The organism is Geomonas sp. Red32, from assembly GCF_023652955.1.
Lineage (GTDB): Bacteria > Desulfobacterota > Desulfuromonadia > Geobacterales > Geobacteraceae > Geomonas.
Window position 1 is genome coordinate 82,071 of the sequence record NZ_JAKLOY010000007.1, and the last position, 16,453, is coordinate 98,523.

Consider the following 16,453-nt stretch of genomic DNA (forward strand, 5'->3'; position numbering starts at 1 on the left):
CAATGGCCATGGCATGGGGATGGAGACGGGGAAGCAAAGGCGAGGCGCGGTGGCACCGCAAGAGGCAGGGGGAGGCCCGGTGGCGTACCAGGGGGCAGGGGGAGACGTTGGCGGTCACCTGGCTGGTGGGATTCTTCGTCCTTTTGCTCGCCGCCTGCGGTGGGCTCGGCAAGTCCAGCGCCGACCTGGGAGGTGGCACCACCACCCAGAGCAGCCCCCCTCCTTCGACCCCCTTCGCCACCTTCTACGTCGATCCCCAGGCGGCCGACGATTCCGGCAACGGCTCCGCGGAGCGTCCCAAGAAGTACCTGAGCTCCGGGCTCTCCCTCCTCTCTCCGGGCGACACCCTCATCCTCCGGGACGGGGTCTACACCGGCGACGCCAACATGATCTCCGAGTATGCAGGCGTCTTCGTCCTCCCCCCGAGCGGTACCCCCGGCAATTTCACCACCATCAAGGCGGAGCACGTGGGGCAGGCGATCGTCGACGCCCAGTACCGCTACCTGGCGGTCTCCAACATGAACACCGCCGGGCGCAGGCGTGACTGGGTCCACTTCGACGGCATCCATTTCCGTAACGGCGGCAACGGCCTTTTCATCTGGTACGGCGACCACGCCTGGATCTCCAACTGCGGCTTCCAGGACGGCATGCCGGGGAGCGCCGACTGGGAGGTCCCCATCGCCGCCCTGGCCGGGGGCTCCTCCTACGGGCTGGTGGAGGACTGCTGGGTCTGGGGAAAGGGGCGCTACGGCTTTTACACCAAGCCCGAGGATTACCGCGGAAACCCCGTAGGGACCAACCACGTGATCTTCCGCCGCATCGTGGTCCGGCTCGACAACACCCCGCGGGCCTACATGACGGCGGGGTTGAGGTTCTACGGCTCCGACACCAACGTCATGCAGAACAACATCGTCATCGACGGCAACTGGAATCCCGCCTCGGGAGAGTTCCATGGGCTGGCCACCGGCGGGGGGAGCTCCGCCTCCGACCGCGACGACGCCTTCTACGGCAACATCGTGCTCAACAATCCCCTGATCGACTGCTACTGGTCCGAGAAGGGGACCGGGACCCACACCTTCAGCAACAACGTCTGCTGGGACAACAACATCGGTCCGGCCATGTCGCAGGACTTCGTCCCCCCCTTCGCGGTCGCCACGAGCTTCAACACGGTGGGGATGAACCGCTACCTCGACGTCCGCCAGAACTACGGCTTCAGCCTGAGCCACACCCACGACCTCTTCTTCACGAGAAGCGGCGCCACCACCTTCTATGACGGCAACGGCACCGAGACCTTCGCCTCCCCGGTCTGGGTCTTCCTCTCCAGCGGAGCGGCCCGCGGGCGGGGCGGGAGCTACACGGCGCAGGCGGCCGGCGCCAACCTCTCCGGCCAGGGGCTCAAGTACCTCCCCCGCGTGGAAAACGGCTCCCCGCTGGCCGCGGCGGGGGTGGGGGCCACCATCGTGTACCAGCTGGGAGGGACCGGCTCCTTCTACGGCGACCCCAACTGGAACGCCACCACGGCCGTCCCGCTCTGGCCGTTTGCCAACGAGCGGCTTTGGGGGGCGAAGATGGCCTCCTACACCGCGAGCGGCCCGGGAGGGAACCGGGGATTCGCGGCGCTCGCGGCGGCTTCGGCCACCCCGCTCACCGATTACATCTGGGGGTATCTCGGCAATCCCAAGCCCGACATCTACGCCGGCCGGTGATTTGAATCACACTTTTCCGCCTTTGGAGCCCGGTCGCCCGGCCGGGCTTACCCTCCCGCCTCCCTTTGCTGTTCAAACGGTGATCATTGTTCAGTTTCCGAACTTTGGCCGTATCTCTCCGAAATAATCCTCTCCTTTCAATCGCTTACCGAATGGGCTCCGCGCGTCTCCCCCCCCGTGTGCACCCGCTGCGCAAGATTCCACCCCCCGCCTCTTTTTTTGTTCATTGCCAATTTTCAATGATACCGGTGCCTTGCCTGCCCCGAGGATGTCCGGACCCGGGCGGCACGTCCTTTGCCAGTGGATAAAGTGTGCAAGCGGGAACGAGAGAAACAGAGGCACTGACAACCTGGTTCCCGGTGATTTGAAACACTGTGCGCAATGACAAAAGGGACCAAGATACGAACCATGGAAGCAAACGTCTCCGGCAGCACTGGCAGCAACGAGTAGACCCCCCAGCCTCCTACTGAATCCACCAAAAACCAGACCGGGTTTTACCGCCCATCGCAGCATTGAATGCGAACACTCTTTTTGCGCGCTCCGAACGGGATAGAGAAGTTCCCGACAAACAAAGAGTTTTTAAAAACGCACCCAGACAAAGGTCTCTACCAAACACAGAAGGGCGGGCAACGAGATGCGCCGCCCAGGCACTCAACGGAGGATAGAAATGCGTAAGACCATCGCGAAAGGCATCATGAAAACCATGCTGACCCTTGCCCTGCTGGTCCCCACCTCGGCTCTGGCCGCCACCTACTACGTCGACCCCAACGCCGCCAGCGACTCGGGGAACGGCTCGGCCACCAGCCCCAAGAAGTACGTCAGCTCCGGCATCTCCCTCATGGGTTCCGGCGACACCCTGATCCTCAAGGACGGCGTCTACACCGGCGACGCCAACATGATCTCCGAATACTCCAGCATCTTCGTCCTCCCCCCGAGCGGCTCCGCAGGCAACTTCACCACCATCAAGGCCGAGCACGTAGGCCAGGCGATCATCGACTCCCAGTACAAGTACCTGGCGGTCTCCAATATCAACACCGCGAGCAGAAAGCGCGACTACGTCCACTTCGACGGCATCCACTTCCGTAACGGCGGCAACGGCCTCTTCATCTGGTACGGCGACCATGCCTGGATCTCCAACTGCGGCTTCCAGGATGGCATGCCCGCCAACGTGACCTGGGAAGTCCCCATCGCGGCCATCGCCGGCGGCTCCTCCTACGGTCTCGTGGAAGACTGCTGGGTCTGGGGTTACGGCCGTTACGGCTTCTACACCAAACCCGAAGACTACAACGGCAACCCGGTCGGCACCAACCACATGATCTTCCGCCGCATCGTGGTCCGCATGGACAACACCCCGGCCCAGTACATGACCGCCGGCCTCCGCTTCTACGGCTCCGACACCAACGTCATGCAGAACAACATCATCATCGACGGCAATTGGAACTCCTCCTCCGGCGAATTCCACGGCATGGCGACCGGCGGCGGCAGCTCGGCCAGCGATAAAAACGACTCCTTCATCAGCAACATCGTGCTCAACAACCCGCTGATCGACTGCTACTGGTCCGAGAAGGGGACCGGCACCCACACCGTCACCAACAACGTCTGCTGGGACAACGACATGGGTCTCCACATGTCCCAGGATTTCTCCAGCCCCTTCACGGTCAACTCCAGCTACAACACCATCGGCGCCAACAGCTACCTCGACGTCCGCCAGAACTACGGCTTCGCCCTCAACCACACCCACGATCTCTTCTACACCGTGAACGGCGCCGACACCTTCTTCGACGGTAACGGCACCGAGACCTGGAGCTCGCCGGTCTCCGTCTACCTTGCCTCCGGCGCCGCCGCCGGCCGTGCCGGTAGCTACAGCACCTTCTCCGCCGGTGCCAACCTCTACACCCAGGGGCTCAAGTACCTCCCCCGCATCGAAAGCGGTTCCACCCTGGCCTCGGCCGGCGTAGGCGCCACCATCATGTACCAACTGGGCGGCACCGGCGTCTTCTACGGCGACGCCAACTGGAACTCGGTCTCCTCGACCCCGCTCTGGCCGTACGCCAACGAGCAGATGTGGGCCGCCAAGCTGGCTTCCTACAACGCCACCGGCCCTGGCGGCAACCGTGGCTTCGCAGCCCTGGCCACCTCCTCCGCCACCCCGCTGACCGACTACATCTGGGGCTACCTCGGCAACGCCAAACCCGACATCTACGGCACCGGCGCCCCCGTTGCCGACACCACCGCTCCTACCGCTTCCATCAGCTCCCCGGCCGCCGGCGCCACCGTCTCCGGTACCGTCTCGATCGGCGCTTCCGCCTCCGACAACGTTGGCGTGACCAAAGTGGAACTCTACGTGGACGGCGCTCTTGCCGCCAGCGACACCGCCTCCCCGTACAGCTTCAGCTGGGCCAGTTCCGCGGTTGCCAACGGCTCCCACACCCTGCTCGTGAAAGCGTACGACGCCGCCGGTAACGTCGGCCAGGGCTCCATCTCCGTCAACGTGCAGAACATCAGCGACACCACCGCTCCGGTGGTCTCCATCTCCTCCCCGGCTACCGGCTCCACCGTATCCGGCTCCGCGACCGTGGCCGCCTCCGCCTCCGACAACGTCGGCGTGACCAAGGTCGAGTTCTACCTTAACGGCGCCCTGGCCGCCGCGGTGAACACCGCCCCGTACAGCTTCAACTGGAGCACCACCTCCTACGCCAACGGCAGCTTCACCGTGAGCGCCAAGGCCTACGACGCCGCCGGCAACGTCGGCTCCACCTCGGGTGTGACCGTGACCGTGGCCAACGTGGTGGCCGATACCACCGCTCCGGCGATCGGGTACTTCGTGATGCCCTCCACCGCCAGCTCGCTGACCGTCCCCGTGACCTCCTTCAGTGCGACCGACAACGTGGCCGTCACCGGCTACCTGATCACCGAAAGCTCGACCAAGCCTTCCGCTTCCGCCTCCGGCTGGAGCGCTGCCGCCCCGGCGAGCTTCACCTTCTCCGCCGCCGGTACCCGTAACGCCTACGGCTGGGCCAAGGACGCCGCCGGTAACGTCTCCGCCTCCAAGGTAGACTCCGTGATGATCACCCTGCCGGTGGCCAACGCCACGACCTCCATCGCCGTCGACAAGACCGTGTACCGCGATTCTTCCAGCACCAGCCGCTCCATCGCATCCCCGACCCTGACCACCTCCGGCTCCGGCCGTCTGCTGGTCGCCTTCATCACCGGTTCGGCTCCTTCCTCCGGCTCCAACAGCTACGTGAGCTCCGTGACCAACAGCGGCACCTCCCTCAAGTGGACCAAAGCGGTGGCCACCGCCGTGCAGCGCGGCACCTCCGAGATCTGGTACGCCTGGGCCTCCTCCAAGTTCTCCGGGACCGTGACCGCCAACCTCAACCAGTCCGTCTCCTCGCGCTCCATCACCGTGATGGCCTTCACCGGGACCGCTACCGGCTCGGCCGCCATCGGCGCAGTCAGCGGCGGGAACTCCGCCTCCGGCGCCCCCAACGCCTCGCTGACCACCACCAAGGCCAACTCGCTGGTGGTCGGTACCGGCAACGACTGGAGCGGCGCGGTCGCCAGGACGGTCGGTTCCGGCCAGAAGATGGTGCATCAGTTCCTCTCCCCGACCTCCGACACCTACTGGGTGCAGATGGGTAGCGCGGTAGCCTCCACCGGGACCGGTACCGCCATCAACGACACCGCTCCGGCCGCCGACATGTACAACCTGAGCATCGTCGAGATCCGTACTCCCTAAACCTCCAGCCGGCAGCATCGCCCACCCCCAACGGGGCGCAGGAATCATCCTGCGCCCCGTTTCTTTTGTCCGGCCGGTCTTTTCTCCCTTCGGAGACAGCCAGCCGCTAAAAGCGGTAGGACATCGACAGGTAGAGGTTGCGGCCGTTTTCCGGTACCTTGATCCCGCTCTGGAAGGGATCGCGCGCGTAGGAGAGGTGGCTGTAATACTGCCTGTCGAAGAGGTTCTGCACCCCGGCCACCAGCGACCAGCCGCCGTAGGCGATCCCCCCTTTGAGGTCGGTGGTCGCCCAGCCGGCGGTCACCGTCTCCTGCAGGCCGCTGTCGACCCTGTCCTGCTCTCTGGCCAGATTCTCCGCCGCCTCGAAAAACCAGACGCCGTTGTCGTAGCGGGCCGAGATCGTTCCCGCGAGAGGCGGGATTTCCGAAAGCGGCCGGTCTCCGCTCAGGTTCTCCCCCTCGACAAACGACATCGATCCTCTCAGGAAGAGGTCGCCGAACAGCACGAGCTCGCTGCTCAGCTCGGCGCCCCACATGCTGGCGTGGACGTTACGGTAGCTCTTTTCAAAGGTCCCCGGAACCTGCTCCAGGTTGATGTAGTCCTGCAGATCGCTGTAGAACATGGAGAGGTTGACGTAGAACGTATCGGTGTGGAATCTGGCACCCACATCGGCCTGATGGTTGACGGTCGCCTGCAGATCCTTGCTTCCGTGCCAGTAGGTCGCGGTTGCCGAGGGGGTCGCCACCGGCACGTCGAGGTACAGTTCCTGCTGATCGGGCGTCCGGTTGCCCCGGGCGGCCCCGGTGAAGAGGGTCACCCAGCTGGCGGGGCGGTAGGTGAGCTGGAGGTTGGCGCTGACACCGTCGAACCGGCGGCTGTCGCCCGCCTGGGCGAGGGGGTTGCTCTTATCGGTCTCGATCCAGGTGAGATCTTCGCGCAGGCCGCCGCTCAGGGTGACCTGCGGAGCAAGCGGCAGGCGGTACTCGCCGAACATCCCGAGGTTGTCGACCGAAACATCGGGGATCATGGCCGTGTCACGGTAGGCAAAGTAGCCGGCCCGGCGGTTCACGGCGTTCCAGTTGCGGTTGTAGTAGTCGATTCCCGTTTTCAGGGTTCCCCCGCCCAAGGCGAGCGTAGCGCCGAGCTTCCCTCCGTACACCTGCGTGGTGGCGTCGGTCTGCATGGAGTAGGGGCGCGGCGTGGTGAGGGAGCTTGCCCGCAGGCGGTCGTCCATCAGGTGCCGGACGTCGTCCCAGTACCCCTGCACCCGCAACTCGCGCACGACTTGCGAGATATCGGCGATGCGGTAGGTCCAGTTCAGCCGGTTGGTCCGGTCGTAATCGGCATCCATCTTCAGGTACGGGTAGAGCACGTGATCGGCGTCCTGGTGGCTGAAACCTATCTAGCTGCGGGAATGGGCGGTGAGATTAACGCCGAAGCGAGCCCAGCCGGTGTTGATCTCGTAGGCCTTGGAGTCGATCTCGCTGCTGCGGTAACGGTTCATGCTGGTTGCCGGATAGATCTCGGTGAGGCGCTTGCCGTCCCCCGACTCCGGCACATCGGAATACTTGAAGGCGTAACCGGCCAGGAGGTCGTACCGTTCGCCGCCGTGGGAAGCGGTAGCCGAGGTATTGACGTTGTTCCAGCTGCCGTACCCGAAATTCCCCTCCCCATGCCATCCCTTGCCCGGCTTCTTGGTCTCGATCTCGACAGTGCCGGCCAGACCGCCGGGATTGGAGAGATCGTAAGGTCCCTTCACGATCCGGACTTCCTCCGCTTCGGCCAGGTCGAGGTGGAAGGAGGGAGGATCCATCCGGGAAGGGCAGGCACCGTGCAACCGGACGCCGTCCACCAGGACGTTGATGTTGTCCTTCTGAAAGCCGCGCAAAACGACGTCGTTGGCAATGGCTCCCTTCCTGACATAACTCATCCCTTCCGCCTGCTTGAGGGCCTCGCCCACATCGCGCGCCGGGCTTTCGCGCAGTTCGCGGACGGTGACCTTTTCCTCGTTGACCGCCTCCCGGTTCTCCTGTACGACAATCTCGTCCAAAAGTTGGGACTCCGCTTGCACGTTACCCGCGAGCAGCAGCACGGCCGCCGCGGAAACCATCGGTATGTTCACTTTTCTCATCTAGGTATCTCCGTAAGTAGTAGGTAGTGCATTTCAAGGGTTAACGGGAAATCCGGAAGGTGACCGGCAGCACGATCTGCGCACGTACCGGCGGCTTGGGAAAGGGGGCCGCGTTCCGGACCGCCTCCAGGGCGCTTTTGTCCAGCACCGGAAAGCCCGACGTCTCCAGCACCGCGATGGCCACCACGGCGCCCTCTTCAGTGACCATAAAGGCAACCACCGTCCGCCCGCTCCAGTTCATGCGGCGGGCAACCGGCGGGTAGACCACACCGTTGGCCACCAGGTCCCTGATGTAGCCGAAATGTTGTTTAAGATAGCGCTGACGCGCCTGTTCGGGTGCGGGTAAGCTCTCCACCTGCATTGCCCTCGGCTTCGCCGGTAGGTGGTCCCCGGCGGGGTTGGGCAAAGCAGGCAACAGCGCAAGTGCCGGCCGGGCCGAAGCCCCCTTTGCCGCCCCCGGTAGCGCCGCCTCAACAGGGGAGGGCGGCACCGGGGCCGGAGAGGACGGGACCGGCAGCGGCACGGCGGCCCGCGGCGCGTCCGCTACCTTGCCTTCCTTTACTGTTTGCGAAGGAGGAGGGAGCGGACGCTTCACTGCCAGCGGCACACCTTTGGCCGCGGCCAAAGGGCGCCCGGCTGCGAGATGGACCGGGGCCGCACTCTCCATCAACAGCACCGTTTCGATGGGCGGGCGAGGATGAAGCGGCACCGGGCCTGGCAGCGTGGCGGCTGCGAGCACGTGCAACAGGAGAGACAGACCGACCCATACGGTTATCTGCGAGGTGCGCATAAACCTCCCTGGGCCAGGGCGCACGAGTGCGCCTTCCGGAACGAGCGGCCGCCATAGGCGCGGCGGATCGTTCCCGACGAGTGTCACCGGATATGGTCGTGCTGAAGTTTAGGACTGTTTGGGGGGCGGGTCGGGGGGTTGAAGCCGGCGCGATACCAAGGCCGGGGGCGGGATGGGGCGCCGCAGTGCAATGACGGGAACGGCGGACGGACAGCTATGACGGGAAATCAGGACGGTATCGGTGTCGGAGCCGCCAAGGGCATCGTCATCGTCGTCGTCGCAGGGGCAACCGCAGGAGAGGACGACGACTTTCTCTTCAGGGACTTTCTCCCGGCAGCAGGCGGGTTTGTCTTGGCCGCGACCGTGAAGGCGTGCCTCCAGCTGCCTTTTCCGGCTGCAGCAACAGGTCCCCGCCGATCTGCTCTCCGGCGAGCAGCCGCAAACGTCGCAATCCCCGGAGCAGGCAGCCGCCACCGGACGCAGAGGTGCGTTCTCCTTTGCGAAGGAAGCGATCGGCGACACCATCATCAGCAGGTGAATGACAATCAACAACCAGGATATGGTACTGTGAGTGCGGCCGTTGGGCATAGGGACGGATCGTTTGGACATGGACAAAGGACAAAACCGCAGCCAGTAAACGCTTAAGAGAATGAAATTCTAATAGACAGTCCGGGTTACGTCAAACATTTCAACCCTCTAACACACCGTCGTCAGTGCCGATGTCACGTAGGGGTCCGGCTTATTCATCCGGGCCCGGCGGGGCCAAGGCATCGAGTGAACCGGGGCGGCCGGGGCTTTGTTAAAGGTGTTTCGCGCAACCTTTGACAAGAGGTAGAGACCTTTATATATTCACCCCTGCTTTTCCAGGTTGCCAACATCGGAATGTCCTATGCCATACGTGACTGTACAGAGAGACGGGCAGGCTGAGATCATAGTCAAGAAGTCCCGGTTCATAGTGAATGCCGCCCCGGTTAGGTCCGAACTCGAGGCCATGGGCTTTGTCGAGCGGATAAGGGCCGAGCACCGGGACGCCAACCACAACTGCTTCGCCTTCAAAGCCGGAGGGAGCCAGAGGATGTCGGACGACGGCGAGCCAAGCGGCACGGCCGGGCGCCCCATCCTGGACGTGCTCGAGAAGCAGGGACTCTCCGATACCGTCATCGTGGTCACCCGGTACTTCGGCGGGATTCTGCTGGGGGCGGCGGGGCTGGTACGCGCCTACAGCCAGAGCGCCGCGGCAGGGGTGGAGGCGGCGGGCGTCGCCACCGCCGTGGCCGCCGTCGATCTCCGCGTCACGCTGGAGTACCCCCTGGTCGGCAAGGTGCAGTACCTCCTCACCCGGGCCGGTGCCCTTACCCTCGACAGTCACTTCGGCGAGAAGGTGTCCATCGCCTGCCGGGTCCTTGCCGGTGCGGCCGAAGCGCTGGAAAACGAACTGGCCGAGGCCTCCGCCGGACGGATCGATGTGAAGCGCGTGGCGGAGGTCCTGGTGGGAAACGACCTGCAGCCGATCCACGGCGATGCAGTCGGGGGCGGTCATGAGGGGCTTGGGCGATGAAGCAGAAACGGCAAACGGGATTGCGCCTGATCCGGGGAGGACGGCACGGCATCCGGCTGGGTCTTCTGGAGGTGATGGTATCGCCGCCGGAGCTCCCTCCTTTTACCCCTGAGGCCACCGTGGTGGAGGAGGATACCTGGCTCGTCCTCAGTGCCGAACCGGCCGTGAAACCGGTCGCCGAGAGCGTGGTGCGGATCATGACCGAGCTGATCGATGCGAGGGCTGTCCCGCCGGGGAGCGTGCTGGTGAAAAAGGGGGATCCCGTCCAGGTTCAGGCGGTGGTCTACGATCTCGGCGAGGAGCCGTTGTGCCGTCCCGAATGGGTGAGCCTGGCACTGAAGGGAATCTTCGCCGTTGCCGAGGAGCGGCCGTGGACCGCCATGGCCATGCCCCCTCTCGGGGTGCGTTTCGGGCGTCTTCCCCTTTCCCGTTTCGTGGAACTGTTGGCGGAGGCAGTACGGGATACGCCCCTTTCCACGCTGCGAAGGATTTGGCTGACCGTGGAAGAAGACGATTGCCCGGCAGCAAGGCGCGAGCTATTGGCCCTGGCGGGGCCCGGTGACGAGGAAGAGAGATAAGCCCGACGAAAAATTATTGACGGGAAGGATCGACGAAAAGAACGGAGGGAGAAGAGATATGAAAGCAAAAGTACTGATGGTCAGCGCTTTGGTGGTGCTCATGGCCGGTTGCAGTTCATCGAGCCAGCCGCACGCGCCGGAAACGTCGCAGGGGAGGCCGGAAACTAAAACATTGGAAGGTGCATCGGCTGTAGGCTATGACGGAAAGGCTATCCGCAACAGCGTAGACAACACTCTCAACAAAAACGATCAGCACAATGAGGATCTGGATAAGGAAGTCAAATCAGGCGCAGACGGACAGCCGAAACAATAACGGTCTGACGGCAACGGTACCGGTCCCCCATTACCGGCCGGAATTAGTGTCGCAGTGCGGTCGACCATTCCATCGAGTCGAAATCGGATGCCAGAGGAGCGTACCTTCTGGCCGCCAAAGGGGGGCTGTTACGCAGCCTGTGACAGTGGCTGCACTTGACGCACTTTGAGCGCTAGTTCCTTTTCCGCTGTCTTCAGGTCATAGCTGATCTGTAGATTCATCCAGTAGGTAGGCGACTGATTGAGGGCTTTCCCGAAGAGCAGCGCCAACTCTGCGGTGACAGGACGGGTGCCTTTGACAACATAGGAGACTCGCATGGGTGAAACCCCAATTGCTTTAGCAAACGCGCTTTGCGAGATATGAAGTTCGTCAAGAATTTCTTTCAGGAACACGCCAGGATGGATAGGCGGAAGGCCGTTTGCACTCACCATAAATTTTCCTCTTTCAGTGATAGTCGGTGATTTCGACTTCTGATGCTTCGCCGTTCGTAAAGAAGAAACAAATGCGCCACTGATCGTTGATCCTGATACTCCACTGGCCTGCCCGTTTGCCGGAAAGGGCTTCCAGGCGGTTCGACGGTGGCATCTGCAAATCGGTGACCTCACGGGCGCTATCCAGTTGCGTTAGCCGCATGATCGCACGAGGAACGATGTCCGGAGGCAGTTTTTTAGACCTCCCCGTCGCAAACAGTTTCTCGGTTTCCTTATTCGCAAAGGACACGACCATGCGCGAAGTGTAAACAGTTTGTTTATCACCGTCAAGGCCAGAGACGAGAATCGGCTCCCGCCAACCGGGGTGTAGGGAAAAACGAAAGGAGTCAATGAATGAAACGAGTGCTGATTGCGGGGATGATGGTTTTGGGGCTTTTGAGCGGCTGTAGCGGCGACAAGAGCAAGGAACTCTTCGACACGGCGCAGTTCGAGGAGAAGCAGCATAACAGCGAACATGCGCTGCAACTGTACCAGGAGATCGTCTCCAAGTACCCGGACAGCCCCCTCGCCAAGCAGGCGAAGGAGAGGATAACCGCCCTGGGCAAGAAGTGACGCCAGGTCTTTGCGGGGGCGGGAGCGAAGCCGGAGAGGGGGACAGGCACCTGGCGGACGGTCCCCGGTGCGGTAGCCGAAAGGGGCATTGCGTGAATGTTTTGAAGGTTGTGCTGTTCTTGTTGCTCTCCGCCTGCGCGCTCCCGGCCGGGGCGGAGAGCAGGCCTCTCCGGGGGAGGGTCGCCATCGACATCGGCCACTCTCCTGCCAAAGGGGGCGCGATCAGCGCGCGCGGCACCAGCGAGTACCTCTTCAACCGTGCAGTCGCCCTCGCCCTGGAGCGCGAGCTCGAAAAGATGCAGCTGCGGCCGGTGGGGATCCTGGACCTGGACCGGGAGGTTCCCCTGCGCGACCGGGTGGCGGCGGCCGAACTGCGCAGGGCCGACATCCTCGTCTTCATCCACCACGACTCGGCCCAGGAGCAGTTTCTCAAACCGTGGAGCTATGCCGGCCAAAACCTCAGGTACTGCGACCGCTTCTCGGGCTTCTCCCTCTTCGTCTCCGGCAAAATCCCCCGTGCCGGGGAGAGCCTCTCCCTCGCGGGAGCCATCGGCGACCGGCTCCTCCAGGCGGGATTTCATCCGACCCTGCACCACGCCCAGGACGTCCCCGGGGAAAGGCGCACCCTGCTGGATCCGGCACGGGGCATCTACCGGTACGACCAGCTCGCCATCCTCAAGTCCAAAACCATGGTCACCGTCCTCGTGGAGTGCGGGGTAATCGTGAGCCCGGACGAGGAGGCAATGCTTGAACAGCCGGAGGTCCAGCAAAAGATCGCCCGGGCCATCGCTTCCGGCATCCTCACTTTTCTGGGGGGGCGGTAGCACTTTCCGGCCTCCTCCCTGTGATATGAATCACACTTTCCCGCCTTTGGGCACGGTCCTGCGGCCGTTCCCCCCATCCTCTTACCCCCTCCGCTGTTCATATTCCGAGCATTGTTCAATTCCTGAATCCTTCCCGTATCTCATCGAAATATATCTGCCCTTTCAATTGTTTAGCGGTGGGGGAGGGTAGGCGCCTGCCGGCATGTGCATCCCCTGCGCACGATTTTCACCGTCCCTCTCTTCCTTTGTTCACCTCTTTTTGTCAATGATACCGGGCGTTTATCAGTACGGTCGCCTTTTGGCGCAAGCGGCACGTACCTTGCCAATAGGTAAGGTGTGCAGCGTGAACGATGAAACGACTGATAAAGCAACCCGGTTTCCTGTGATTTGAAACACAGTGAGAAGTGACAAAAACGACGATTATGCAAACCATAGATGTGAACGTCCCCGTAGCACTGGCAGTAAAAAGCAGAACCCCAGCCCTCAACTGAATCAACAAACAACGAGGAAGTGTTTGAAGGCCAATCGCAGCATCAAATGCGAACACTCTATTTGCGTGCATTGAACCGGCAATAAGAACTTTCGAAGAAACAGAGACTTTCGGCTCTCTCAAACCTAAACGTGGGCATCGAAAAGACGACCCACCCCCGCAACGAACGGAGGAAACAATGTATAAGACCATCGCCAAAGGCATCATGAAGACCATGTTGACCCTTGCCCTGCTGGTCCCCGCGACCTCGGCCCTGGCCGCCACCTACTACGTCGATCCGAACGCCGCCAGCGACTCCGGCAACGGCTCGGCCACCAGCCCCAAGAAGTATGTCAGCTCCGGCATCTCCCTCATGGCTTCCGGCGACACCCTGATCCTCAAGGACGGCCTCTACACCGGCGACGCCAACATGATCTCCGAATACTCCAGCATCTTCGTGCTCCCCCCCAGCGGCTCCGCAGGCAACTTCACCACCATCAAGGCCGAGCACGTAGGCCAGGCGATCATCGACTCCCAGTACAAGTACCTGGCGGTCTCCAACATCAACACCGCGAGCAGAAAGCGCGACTACATCCACTTCGACGGCATCCACTTCCGTAACGGCGGCAACGGCCTCTTCATCTGGTACGGCGACCATGCCTGGATCTCCAACTGCGGCTTCCAGGACGGCATGCCTGCCAACGTGACCTGGGAAGTCCCCATCGCGGCCATCGCCGGCGGCTCCTCCTACGGCCTCGTGGAAGACTGCTGGGTCTGGGGTTACGGCCGTTACGGCTTCTACACCAAGCCCGAAGACTACAACGGCAACCCGGTCGGCACCAACCACATGATCTTCCGCCGCATCGTGGTCCGCATGGACAACACCCCGGCCCAGTACATGACCGCCGGCCTCCGTTTCTACGGCTCCGACACCAACGTGATGCAGAATAACATCATCATCGACGGCAACTGGAACTCCTCCTCCGGCGAATTCCACGGCATGGCGACCGGCGGCGGCAGCTCGGCCAGCGACAACAACGACTCCTTCTTCAGCAACATCGTGCTCAATAACCCGCTGATCGACTGCTACTGGTCCGAGAAGGGGACCGGCACCCACACCGTCACCAACAACGTCTGCTGGGACAACAACATGGGTCTCCACATGTCCCAGGATTTCGAGAGCCCCTTCACGGTCAACTCCAGCTACAACACTATCGGCGCCAACAGCTACCTTGACGTCCGCCAGAACTACGGCTTCGCCCTCAACCACACCCACGATCTCTTCTACACCGTGAACGGCGCCGACACCTTCTTCGACGGTAACGGCACCGAGACCTGGAGCTCGCCGGTCTCCGTCTACCTCGCCTCCGGCGCCGCCGCCGGCCGGGCCGGTAGCTACAGCACCTTCTCCGCCGGTGCCAACCTTTACACCCAGGGGCTCAAGTACCTCCCCCGCATCGAAAGCGGTTCCACCCTGGCCTCGGCCGGCGTAGGCGCCACCATCATGTACCAGCTGGGCGGCACCGGCGTCTTCTACGGCGATGCCAACTGGAACTCGGTCTCCTCGACCCCGCTCTGGCCGTACGCCAACGAGCAGATGTGGGCCGCCAAGCTGGCTTCCTACAACGCCACCGGCCCTGGCGGCAACCGCGGCTTCGCAGCCCTGGCCACCTCCTCCGCCACCCCGCTGACCGACTACATCTGGGGCTACCTCGGTAACGCCAAACCCGACATCTACGGCACCGGCTCCACCGTTGCCGCCGCCGACACCACCGCTCCTACCGCTTCCATCAGCTCCCCGGCCACCGGCGCCACCGTCTCCGGTACCGTTTCCATCAGCGCTTCCGCCTCCGACAACGTGGGCGTGACCAAAGTAGAACTCTACGTGGACGGCGCTCTCGCCGCCACCGACACCGCTTCCCCGTACAGCTTCAGCTGGGCTAGCTCCGCGGTTGCCAACGGCTCCCACACCCTGCTCGTGAAAGCCTACGACGCCGCCGGTAACGTCGGCCAGGGCTCCATCTCCGTCAACGTTCAGAATGTCAGCGACACCACCGCTCCGGCGGTCTCCATCTCCTCCCCGGCTACCGGCTCCACCGTATCCGGCTCCGTGACCGTGGCCGCCTCCGCCTCCGACAACGTCGGCGTGACCAAGGTCGAGTTCTACCTGAACGGCGCCCTGGCCGCCGCGGTGAATACCGCCCCGTACAGCTTCAACTGGAGCACCACCTCCTACGCCAACGGCAGCTTCACCGTGAGCGCCAAGGCCTACGACGCCGCCGGTAACGTCGGCTCCACCTCCGGTGTGACCGTGACCGTGGCCAACGTGGTGGCCGATACCACCGCTCCGGTGATCGGGTACTTCGTGATGCCCTCTACCGCCAGCTCGCTGACCGTCCCCGTGACCTCCTTCAGTGCGACCGACAACGTGGCCGTCACCGGCTACCTGATCACCGAAAGCTCGACCAAGCCTTCCGCTTCCGCCTCCGGCTGGAGCGCCGCGGCACCGACCAGCTTCACCTTCTCCGCCGCCGGTACCCGCAACGCCTACGCCTGGGCCAAGGACGCCGCCGGTAACGTCTCCGCCTCCAAGGTCGACTCCGTGGTGATCACCCTGCCGGTGGCCAACGCCACGACCTCCATCGCCGTCGACAAGACCGTGTACCGCGATTCCTCCAGCGCCGGTTCCTCCATCACCTCGCCGACCCTGACCACCTCCGGCTCCGGCCGTCTCCTGGTCGCCCTCGTCACCGGTTCGGCTCCTTCCTCCGGCTCCAACAGCTACGTGACCTCCGTCACCAGCAGCGGCACCGTCCTTTCCTGGACCAAAGCGGTAGCCACCGCCGTGCAGCGCGGCACCTCCGAGATCTGGTACGCCTGGGCACCCTCCACCTTCTCCGGGACCGTGAAAGCCAACCTCAACCAGTCCGTCTCCTCGCGCTCCATCACCGTGATGTCCTTCACCGGGACCGCTACCGGCTCGGCGGCCATCGGCGCAGTCAGCGGCGGGAACTCTGCTTCCGGCGCCCCCAAAGCTTCCCTGACCACCACCAAGGCTAACTCCCTGGTGCTTGGGACCGGCAACGACTGGAGCGGCGCGGTGGCCAGGACCCTGGGCTCCGGCCAGAGCATGGTTCACCAGTTCCTCTCCCCGACCTCCGACACCTACTGGGTGCAGATGGGGAGCGCGGTAGCCTCCACCGGTACCAGCACCGCCATCAACGACACCGCCCCCTCCGCGGACATGTACAACCTGAGCATCGTGGAGATCCGCACTCCCTAACCGAAGCCAGCCACCA

14 protein-coding genes are annotated in these 16,453 nt (G+C 63.2%); 8 read left to right on the plus strand and 6 right to left on the minus strand.

The annotated features are described in order from the left end of the window. The first annotated feature begins 2 nt into the window (after window positions 1–2). Window positions 3–1,706: a right-handed parallel beta-helix repeat-containing protein gene (locus L4X63_RS17485; RefSeq protein ID WP_250679943.1), complete on the plus strand. Its 1,704-nt coding sequence runs from the start codon at window positions 3–5 to the stop codon at window positions 1,704–1,706. A 667-nt stretch (window positions 1,707–2,373) separates the two neighbouring features. Next, window positions 2,374–5,448 carry an Ig-like domain-containing protein gene (locus L4X63_RS17490; protein WP_250679944.1) on the plus strand — a complete coding sequence of 1,025 codons (3,075 nt, stop codon included), beginning with the start codon at window positions 2,374–2,376 and terminating at the stop codon, window positions 5,446–5,448. Window positions 5,449–5,554: 106 nt separating this feature from the next. On the opposite strand, the gene L4X63_RS17495 is transcribed toward L4X63_RS17490, so the two are convergent. The 4 genes from L4X63_RS17495 to L4X63_RS17510 form a co-directional block, all read right to left on the minus strand. Then, complete coding sequence (locus L4X63_RS17495; RefSeq protein WP_250679945.1) at window positions 5,555–6,820, minus strand: TonB-dependent receptor; 1,266 nt, start codon at window positions 6,818–6,820, stop codon at window positions 5,555–5,557. Between the two features lie 30 nt (window positions 6,821–6,850). After that, window positions 6,851–7,579, minus strand: a complete 729-nt coding sequence (locus L4X63_RS17500; protein WP_250679946.1) for a TonB-dependent receptor plug domain-containing protein — start codon at window positions 7,577–7,579, stop codon at window positions 6,851–6,853. A 40-nt stretch (window positions 7,580–7,619) separates the two neighbouring features. Continuing rightward, the gene (locus L4X63_RS17505) at window positions 7,620–8,318 is read right to left on the minus strand and encodes an energy transducer TonB (protein ID WP_250680123.1); all 699 of its coding nucleotides are present in this window, start codon (window positions 8,316–8,318) and stop codon (window positions 7,620–7,622) included. A gap of 159 nt (window positions 8,319–8,477) precedes the next feature. After that, the gene (locus L4X63_RS17510; protein WP_250679947.1) at window positions 8,478–8,918 is read right to left on the minus strand and encodes a hypothetical protein; all 441 of its coding nucleotides are present in this window, start codon (window positions 8,916–8,918) and stop codon (window positions 8,478–8,480) included. 349 nt (window positions 8,919–9,267) lie between these two features. On the opposite strand from L4X63_RS17510, the gene L4X63_RS17515 reads away from it, so the two are divergent. Genes L4X63_RS17515 through L4X63_RS17525 form a run of 3 tightly spaced genes read left to right on the plus strand, consistent with a single transcriptional unit; the run spans window position 9,268 to window position 10,818 of the window. Next, window positions 9,268–9,927, plus strand: coding sequence for an IMPACT family protein (locus L4X63_RS17515; protein ID WP_250679948.1), 660 nt, complete (start codon window positions 9,268–9,270; stop codon window positions 9,925–9,927). After that, window positions 9,924–10,505, plus strand: coding sequence for a macro domain-containing protein (locus tag L4X63_RS17520; RefSeq protein WP_250679949.1), 582 nt, complete (start codon window positions 9,924–9,926; stop codon window positions 10,503–10,505). Before L4X63_RS17515 ends, L4X63_RS17520 begins: the two co-directional genes overlap by 4 nt. Window positions 10,506–10,563: 58 nt before the next feature. Further along, window positions 10,564–10,818 (plus strand): hypothetical protein, encoded by a 255-nt coding sequence (locus tag L4X63_RS17525; protein ID WP_250679950.1) that lies wholly within the window; start codon window positions 10,564–10,566, stop codon window positions 10,816–10,818. 128 nt (window positions 10,819–10,946) lie between these two features. On the opposite strand, the gene L4X63_RS17530 is transcribed toward L4X63_RS17525, so the two are convergent. Together L4X63_RS17530 and L4X63_RS17535 are read right to left on the minus strand one after the other, a co-directional pair. Beyond that, window positions 10,947–11,249: a HigA family addiction module antitoxin gene (locus L4X63_RS17530; RefSeq protein ID WP_250679951.1), complete on the minus strand. Its 303-nt coding sequence runs from the start codon at window positions 11,247–11,249 to the stop codon at window positions 10,947–10,949. Window positions 11,250–11,262: 13 nt separating this feature from the next. Next, on the minus strand, window positions 11,263–11,544 hold the full coding sequence (locus L4X63_RS17535; RefSeq protein ID WP_250679952.1) for a type II toxin-antitoxin system RelE/ParE family toxin: 282 nt from the start codon (window positions 11,542–11,544) through the stop codon (window positions 11,263–11,265). Between the two features lie 98 nt (window positions 11,545–11,642). Between L4X63_RS17535 and L4X63_RS17540 the strand changes: the two genes are divergently transcribed. The 3 genes from L4X63_RS17540 (at window position 11,643) to L4X63_RS23735 (ending at window position 16,437) form a co-directional block, all read left to right on the plus strand. Next, entirely contained in the window at window positions 11,643–11,861 is a 219-nt protein-coding gene (locus L4X63_RS17540; protein WP_250679953.1) for an outer membrane protein assembly factor BamD, read from the plus strand. 92 nt (window positions 11,862–11,953) lie between these two features. Further along, window positions 11,954–12,685 carry an N-acetylmuramoyl-L-alanine amidase family protein gene (locus tag L4X63_RS17545; RefSeq protein ID WP_250679954.1) on the plus strand — a complete coding sequence of 244 codons (732 nt, stop codon included), beginning with the start codon at window positions 11,954–11,956 and terminating at the stop codon, window positions 12,683–12,685. A 668-nt stretch (window positions 12,686–13,353) separates the two neighbouring features. After that, complete coding sequence (locus L4X63_RS23735; RefSeq protein WP_284694694.1) at window positions 13,354–16,437, plus strand: Ig-like domain-containing protein; 3,084 nt, start codon at window positions 13,354–13,356, stop codon at window positions 16,435–16,437. The last annotated feature ends 16 nt before the right edge of the window (window positions 16,438–16,453 follow it).

Bases quoted from the DNA above. Each gene is read 5' to 3' on its own strand.
- L4X63_RS17485 (WP_250679943.1), top strand. From the start codon at position 3: ATGGCCATGGCATGGGGATGGAGACGGGGAAGCAAAGGCGAGGCGCGG.
- L4X63_RS17490 (WP_250679944.1), top strand. From the start codon at position 2,374: ATGCGTAAGACCATCGCGAAAGGCATCATGAAAACCATGCTGACCCTT.
- L4X63_RS17500 (WP_250679946.1), bottom strand. From the start codon at position 7,579: ATGAGAAAAGTGAACATACCGATGGTTTCCGCGGCGGCCGTGCTGCTG.
- L4X63_RS17520 (WP_250679949.1), top strand. From the start codon at position 9,924: ATGAAGCAGAAACGGCAAACGGGATTGCGCCTGATCCGGGGAGGACGG.
- L4X63_RS17525 (WP_250679950.1), top strand. From the start codon at position 10,564: ATGAAAGCAAAAGTACTGATGGTCAGCGCTTTGGTGGTGCTCATGGCC.
- L4X63_RS17530 (WP_250679951.1), bottom strand. From the start codon at position 11,249: ATGGTGAGTGCAAACGGCCTTCCGCCTATCCATCCTGGCGTGTTCCTG.
- L4X63_RS17535 (WP_250679952.1), bottom strand. From the start codon at position 11,544: ATGGTCGTGTCCTTTGCGAATAAGGAAACCGAGAAACTGTTTGCGACG.
- L4X63_RS17540 (WP_250679953.1), top strand. From the start codon at position 11,643: ATGAAACGAGTGCTGATTGCGGGGATGATGGTTTTGGGGCTTTTGAGC.
- L4X63_RS23735 (WP_284694694.1), top strand. From the start codon at position 13,354: ATGTATAAGACCATCGCCAAAGGCATCATGAAGACCATGTTGACCCTT.